This window comes from Myxococcus sp. AM010, from assembly GCF_013372585.1.
Taxonomy (GTDB): domain Bacteria; phylum Myxococcota; class Myxococcia; order Myxococcales; family Myxococcaceae; genus Myxococcus; species Myxococcus vastator.
Genome location: NZ_JABXEO010000016.1, coordinates 114758 through 121490 on the forward strand (window position 1 = coordinate 114758; position 6733 = coordinate 121490).

Annotated in this window: 5 protein-coding genes and 1 pseudogene; 1 reads left to right on the top strand and 5 read right to left on the bottom strand. The window is 72.5% G+C overall.

The window, feature by feature from the left end; all coding sequences use genetic code 11:
- Positions 1-9: 9 nt before the first annotated feature.
- The 5 genes and pseudogenes from HV826_RS11240 to HV826_RS11260 form a co-directional block, all read right to left on the bottom strand.
- Positions 10-912 (bottom strand): annotated as a pseudogene (locus tag HV826_RS11240) (glycosyltransferase family 4 protein); the annotation flags it as partial.
- Between the two features lie 71 nt (positions 913-983).
- On the bottom strand, positions 984-2243 hold the full coding sequence (locus HV826_RS11245) for a glycosyltransferase family 4 protein (protein ID WP_176417005.1): 1260 nt from the start codon (positions 2241-2243) through the stop codon (positions 984-986).
- A 138-nt stretch (positions 2244-2381) separates the two neighbouring features.
- Positions 2382-3560, bottom strand: coding sequence for a glycosyltransferase family 1 protein (locus tag HV826_RS11250; RefSeq protein ID WP_176417006.1), 1179 nt, complete (start codon positions 3558-3560; stop codon positions 2382-2384).
- Entirely contained in the window at positions 3557-4705 is a 1149-nt protein-coding gene (locus HV826_RS11255) for a glycosyltransferase family 4 protein (protein ID WP_176417007.1), read from the bottom strand. Before HV826_RS11255 ends, HV826_RS11250 begins: the two co-directional genes overlap by 4 nt.
- A gap of 9 nt (positions 4706-4714) precedes the next feature.
- Positions 4715-5383 carry a bifunctional 2-polyprenyl-6-hydroxyphenol methylase/3-demethylubiquinol 3-O-methyltransferase UbiG gene (locus HV826_RS11260; RefSeq protein ID WP_176417008.1) on the bottom strand — a complete coding sequence of 223 codons (669 nt, stop codon included), beginning with the start codon at positions 5381-5383 and terminating at the stop codon, positions 4715-4717.
- Between the two features lie 168 nt (positions 5384-5551).
- Here HV826_RS11260 and HV826_RS11265 point away from each other — a divergent pair.
- Positions 5552-6733: oligosaccharide flippase family protein (locus tag HV826_RS11265; RefSeq protein ID WP_176417009.1), on the top strand; the 1182-nt coding region annotated here is incomplete at its 3' end.

Sequence of the window (6733 nt, forward strand, 5' to 3'; positions counted from 1 at the left end):
GGACGCCTCCGGCAGCACGAGGCCCGCGTCGCCCATGGTGCGTGGCACCTCTCCCGAGTCACTGCCGAGCACGGGGACGCCACACGCGAAGCCCTCCGCCAGCATGCGGCCGAACTGCTCCCTCCACCTGGGCGTCGTCTGACTGGGAGCGCAGAGCACCTCCATGGCGTTGAGCGCGCGTGGCACGCCCGAGTGTGGAACGCCGGTGAGGACGCGCACCGCGTCTCCGTGTCGCCCCGCCCAGTCGCGCAGGACGCCTTCCATGGGGCCTCCGCCCACGAAGAGCGCGCGCCAGGGCGTGTCGAGCGCGTCCAGCGCGGCCATCAGCAGGGAGACACCCTTCTCCGGGACGAAGCGGCCGAGAAATCCCACCACGGGCGGGCCCGACGTCTCCCAGCCGAGCTCGCGTCGCAAGGACTCGCCCGCGGCGCGGTTTGGGTGGAACAGGTCCACGTCCACGCCCATGGGAATGGCGCGCGCGGGACGCTCCGCGTAGCCAGGCCGGGTGAGGAGGTTGTCTCGCACGCTTTCACCCCACGCCACCCAGCCCGCGGACCGCTGGACGACGAAGCGCTCCGCCTGGGCGAAGGGCGGCGGGTAGCGCTTGGGCAGGTTCTGCGCGGTGCAGAAGACAAGCGGGACGTGTCGCGGGGTGAGCAGCGCCAACTCCAGTCCGGCCAGCACATAGGGCTCTTCCCACACGTGCACCAGGTCCGCGCCGCGCGCGAGGTGGGCGCGCACCTCCGGGCCATAGAGGAAGGTGTGGAGCGAGCGACTGAAGAACGCGCGCACGCCTTCCGTCCTGGCGGGCTCGTCGGCTTCGAGCCGCAGCGCCAGCGGGCTCAGGTCGCCGTGGAAGAAGCGGGGGGCCACGGTGGTGACGTCCCATTCACCGGCGCCCACGCGCGCCATCTCGTTGGCGAGGCGCCGATTGAGGCCGACGACGTAGGAGTGGGAGAGCGTGATGAGCCGGCGTGACTGCTTCAAGGGATGGGCGCTCCACGGCCTTCAGGGAGGGGAGCGCTCCGCGCGAGCGCTCGATACAGGGTGAGCACCTCGCTGGCATAGCGTTCCCGCGAGAACCGCGCCGCCGCGGTGCCGCGCGCGGCCGTGCCCAGCCGTGCTCGCAAGGCCGGGTCCTCCAGCAGGGCGCGCAGCGCCTGGACCAGCGCGTGGACGTCGCCCGGAGGTATCAGCAGCGCGTCCACGCCGTCCGTGAGCGCCTCCGCCGCCCCGCTCGCGCTGGAGACGATGGCGGGCCGCCCGCAGGCGAGCGCCTCCGCGATGGTGAGTCCGAAGGGCTCCCGGCGGGTGCTGGCGTGGACGAAGACGTCCAGGGCCCGGTACACGGAGGCCGGATGGGACTGGAACGGCACCAGGCCCACGCGCGCGGACATCCCTCGCGAAGCGATGAGCCTGCGCAGCTCGTCCTCGGAGAACTGCGAGCCGGGCGTCTGGTACAGCGGCGCGCCCACCAGATAGAAGCGCACGGGCAGGGCGGGGTGCAGGCGCGTCAGCGTCGCCGCTGCCTCAAGGAAGGCATCCTGCCCCTTCCAGCGGGCATAGGTGGACACCAGCCCCACGCGGAGGGTGCCGCTGGGGGCCACGGGCAGCCCGGCCAGCAGGTCCAACTTCGCGCCCTCCGCGGGCCCGGGAGAGAAGTGCGCGGTGTCCACGCCGTTGTAGACGACGTGCACGGGCACCCGGAACAGCACGTCGCGCGCGTCGTCGCCCACCGCCCGCGAGTTGGCGATGGCCGCCGACGCGAGCGGCGACAGGAGCCTCAGTGCGCGGCGCACCAGGGGCCGCTCGCCCAGGAAGTCATGGATGTGCCACACCCGCTTCAGGGGCAGCCCGGCGGTGGCGGCGCTGAGCAGGTGCGTCTTGATGCCGTTGGAATGCACCAGGTCGGGGCCCACCTCCGCCACGTCGCGACGGAGCGCGCGTCCATGGTCCGCGAGGTGGCCGGGCGCGGGTGCCAGGCGGCGGGCGAAGCGCAGCGCCTCCAGCGGACCGTGTCCTCGGAGCGCGCTGTCACCCAGGGTGGACAGTTGCTCCGGCAGCGGCAGCAGTCGCGCGTCCACGCCCAGGGCGCGCGCCTCGTCGAGCAGCGGCCCCGCCGTCCCAGCCAGCAGGTGGAGTGACAGCGTCGCGTCCTGCTGCTTCAGACACGCCATCAAATCCAGGAGCGCGCGCTCGGCTCCGCCAAGGATGCCCACGGGATTGAGGAAGAGGACGCGCACGGCGGCTGGACCGAAGCAAACACCTCCTCCCGGGTCAAGGCGCGTCACGGGGGTCTGAAGGACATCCGACGCCGCCGCACGCCGAGTTCTCGTGGTGAACGCGGGCGTGTCCACGTCGTCTGGCTGGGGGCACCGGCCTCAAGGCGCGGAGGCCCCCAGCACCCGCAGGTAGGCGTCCAGCACCGTGCGGGCATGCGCGGCCCAGGTGAAGCGCGCGGCGCGCGACAGCCGTGCCTCGCGCGAGGGCTGCGCGCCTTGGCCGGTGAGCAGCGACGCCACGGCGTCCACCCAGGCGGGGACGTCCCCCACGGGGCAGTAGGTGCAGGCTTCTGCTCCGACCTCCCGAAGCACGGGCAGGTCGCTGGCCACCACGGGCGCGCCACAGGCCAGCGCCTCGATGACGGGGAGGCCGAAGCCCTCCGCCTCGCTCGTCACCAGCACGGCCGACGCGCGCCGGTAGAGGTCCGCGAGCGTGGACCGCTCCTGTCGAGGAGGCTGAAGCACCGCATCGCCAATGCCCAGCGCTTCCACCTGCGCGCGCTGGGTGTCGTTCAGCGCCCCACCCTGCTGCACCAACCGAAGCTCCGGGTAGCGCGCGCGAAGCGCTGCGAACACCGCGAAGAGGACATCCAGGCGCTTGCGAGGAATCGCGCTGCCGACGTGGAGCAGGTAGGGCCGCCCCCTCAGCGGTGAGAGCACGGCGTCGCTCGCGTCGGGCGTTCCGGGCGTGGGCTCCGCGCGGTATTCGGGGGACACGCCATACGGCGCCCAGACGAGCCGCGACTCCGGCACCACGCCGTGCGCGAGCAGCTCCGTGCGCACCGCCTGGGTGCTGTGGAACACGATGGCCGCGCGCTCCAGCCCCGCGAGCTGGGCGCGGGCCATGGCGCGGAACCACGCGGGGCGCGGCTCTCGGTGGGGTTCCAACACGGAGCGGAACGCATCCAGGTCATGACAGTAGACACCGGTGCGCGACGCGGGCAGCGCGTGGACGAGCTGCGCGTAGGTGTGGTCCACGACGTGGAAGGCGTCGTACCGGCCCCGAGCAAGCAGCGCGCGGCCCGGGTAGAGGCCGAAGCGGGTGAGGAGCCGGTCCGCGTTGAACGCCGCGTTGCGCGCGCCCACGCGGGGAAGCCGCCGCAGCACCGCGGGCATGACGGGGCGCACGGCCGTCGCGTGGACCTCGGAGGGATGCGCGGCCAGTGCTTCCATGAGGGCCTCGCCCACCAGGTCCATGCTGGGCCAGCCCTCCTCGCGCGGATCCATGAGCAGCGCCAGCCGGGCCGCGGTCCGGGTCGTCGCGTGGCGGGGCGTCATATCGGGCCGGCGCGCAGCAGGGCTCCCACCGTGCGCTCCAGCGCGAAGTGCTCGCGGTAGATTCGGGCGGCGTGCTGGCCCAGCTTTCGCCTCGCGTCCGAGTGCACCAGCAAGTCCTCGACGCGCTCAACCAACCCAGTGGGCGCCGTGCCCTCCGCCAGGGCGACCGCGCCCTGCTCGCGCCACAGGGGCTCCGTGAGGTGCCCCGTGTTCGTGACGACGGGGAGGCCGAGCGCCAGCCCCGCCATCACCGTGGTGCGCCGCGTGCTCACGCCGTCCGGATAGGGTTGCAGGAGTGCGTCACACGCCGCCAGGTGCACCGCCACTTCGTCGAGCGCGAGCGAGTCCCTGGCCACGAGCCGGCCTCGCAGCTCGGGATGGCGTGTCTCCAGGCCTTCGACGAAGGCGCGGCTGCCCCGGCCCAGCAGCATCGCCCCGCGCGTTCCATCGCGACGCAGCAACGGCACCAGCGCGGCCTCCAGGGGCTCCGCGGTGAGACGCCCGAAGGTGCCGAAGTGTCCCAGCCAGGGCCCCTCACCAAGCTCCGCGCGGAGCGCGTCCACGGCGTCGCTGGAGACGGTGACGGGCAGATTGCTGGGAACCGGTAGCCAGGCCGCATGGGGCCGGACGCGAGCGGGCAGGTGCTCCGCCCACTGAGGAATGGACAGGAAGACGCGGTCCGCGGCGCTCGCCACCAGGCGCACCATCAGCCGCGTGGCGCCCGCCAGGACGTGGTGGCGCCAGGGGCCGCGCGGGCTCCACGGATGCACCGCCTCGTGGATGTAGACCCAGCGCGCGTCGTGCCGCCGCGCGGCGAACCACGCGCAGAAGGGGACATTCATCGCCTTCAGCCCCAGGGCATGGGGGACGTACTGGAGCAGCAGTCGCCGGGGCCCCGGGCACGCATCCAGCCCGCGCGACAGGCCGGGCAGCCCCTTGGGCGTCAGGAGGCCAGGGGCACGGTGCACGGTGACGCCGTCCTCTTCGCGGACACCGCCTTCTCCGGGCGCCCAGACGTGGACCTCCTGCCCGGTGCCAGCCAGCGCGCGGCTCAGTTGCCGGGTGTAGTCACCGACGCCGCCGGGCCGCGGCGGGTATTCGCCGGTGAGGACGTGCCACGCGGGCGCGGTGCGTGAAGGGGGCATGGCGCGGCGTCAGGACACGTCCATGTCGCGGATGGCGAGGAGCTGGAAGGCGTGACGCGGCCAGCGCGTGGCGAAGGGCTCGGTGAGGATGGACAGGCGGCTGCCCAGGCGGAAGGGCCGGACGCTCGGCAGCGCATAGTCGCCGCGCAGGGGCTTCCAGCCGCTCATGCCGGTGACGCGGTAGCCGCGCAGCTCGAAGTCGTAGACCTCCCAGCCGGAGCGGTGCACCTGGTGGACGTTGTCGTCCCACTCGTCCTGGGGCAGGAAGCCATTGGGCGTGAAGATGATGACGCGCTTGCGCGCCAGCGACTCCATCATCTCCAGCAGCCGGAAGCCGTCTGGCTTGTCGAAGTGCTCGATGACGTCCAGCGCGACGACGGCGTCGAAGCTCTTCGGACCGAAGCGCTGGCCCGCTTCCATCAGGTCCATGCAGTGGTACTCGCGGTGGATGCCCGCGGCCCGGCTGCGCTCGATGCTGGTGGGGTGGCCATCCACGCCCACCGTGTGCGGGAGCAGGTGCGAGAAGCTGTGGAGCGGCGAGAGCGAGCCACAGCCGATGTCCAGCACGCTGTCGCAGGTGCCGACCAGCGCCTCTTTCAAGGTACGGTGAAGCACCTCATGCTCTCCCACGAGGACTTCACGCTTCAAGAACTGGAGGATGTTTCCACCGGGGCGCATGTGGGCGGACCGTAGCCCTGGCGCTTCGGGAAGGGCAACCCTGGCGCGGTGCCCAGGCAGGCGAGCGGGACCTCCCGCCGTGCGGGGAACGCGCGTTGCTTGTAGGCCCTGGGCGCTGTCGGTAGCATTTCCCCTGCCCATGCTGCCCGGAGCGGGCCGCCCCGCCCCATGAACGCGACCGCAGCGCCTGAAGCCACCTCCGTCGAAGTGAAGGCGCGTGCCCTGAAGGGCATGTTCGTCCTGGCGGCCCGGACCGTGGCGTCTCAAGGGCTGCGCGTGGTGAGCGCGCTGTTCCTGTCCCGGCTGCTCTTCCCTTCGGACTACGGCCTGTTTGGAATCGTGTCCTACGCGGCCTCCCTGGGCGTGTTCCTGGGCGACCTGGGCCTGAGCGCGGCGTTGGTCCGCCAGCCGCACGAGCCCACGCGGGATGAGACCTTCACCATCTTCTGGTGCCACCAGGCGCTCACCGCCGTCGTGGTGGCCTCCGTCTGCCTGTTGGCTCCCCAGCTGACGCGAGGCTACGCGCTGGGCGACGGCGCGGTGCCCATGGTGTGGGCGCTGGCGCTGGGCCTGTTCCTGTCCTCGCTGCGCGTGATTCCGTTGATGGCGCTGGAGCGCCAGCTGGCCTTCTCCGTCATCGCCCGCGCGGAGTTGATTGAGAACGTGGTGCAGGTCATCACCACCATCTCCCTGGCGGCGCTGGGCTTCGGCGCGTGGTCGCTGGCGCTGGGCGGGCTGGTGCGCGGCGGGGTGGGGCTGGTGTGCATCTGGTGGGCGTCCCCCTGGCGTCCCCAGGGGCGCTTCCGCGTGGACGTGCTGCGGCGGCTGTTGGGCTTCGGATTGGCGTTCCAGCTTCCGCCTCTGGTGGCGGCGATGGTGGCGGGCTGGGTGCCGCTGGTGGTGGGGCACGTGCTGGGCAAGGAGGCGGTGGGCCTGGTCAACTGGGCCTGGGCGCTGGCCTCCACGCCGATGATGCTGAGCGTGGTGCTCAACCGCGTGGCCTTCCCCGCCTACTGCCGGCTGCAGGATGACCCGGAGGGCTTCGCCGAGTACCTGCGCACGTCGCTGCGCCGGCTGTCCGCGGTGCTGCTGCTCGCCATTCCCCTGGCGGTGCTGGCCGTCCCGGTGGCGGTGCCCCTCTTCTTCGGCGCGCGGTGGCTGCCCGCGGTGGTGCTGGTGCAGTGGTTCAGCATGGAGTGCATCCTCACCACGCTGGTGGGCCTGCTGGCCACGGCGCAGAACGCGGGCGGCAGGCCCTGGGAGCGGCTGGCCGTCGTCGTGGGCGTGGGCGCGGCGAAGTGGGGGCTGGGGACGTGGGCCATCCACCGCTTCGGCCTGGAGGGCATGGGG

Bases quoted from the DNA above. Each gene is read 5' to 3' on its own strand.
- HV826_RS11250 (WP_176417006.1), bottom strand. From the start codon at position 3,560: ATGACGCCCCGCCACGCGACGACCCGGACCGCGGCCCGGCTGGCGCTG.
- HV826_RS11255 (WP_176417007.1), bottom strand. From the start codon at position 4,705: ATGCCCCCTTCACGCACCGCGCCCGCGTGGCACGTCCTCACCGGCGAA.
- HV826_RS11260 (WP_176417008.1), bottom strand. From the start codon at position 5,383: ATGCGCCCCGGTGGAAACATCCTCCAGTTCTTGAAGCGTGAAGTCCTC.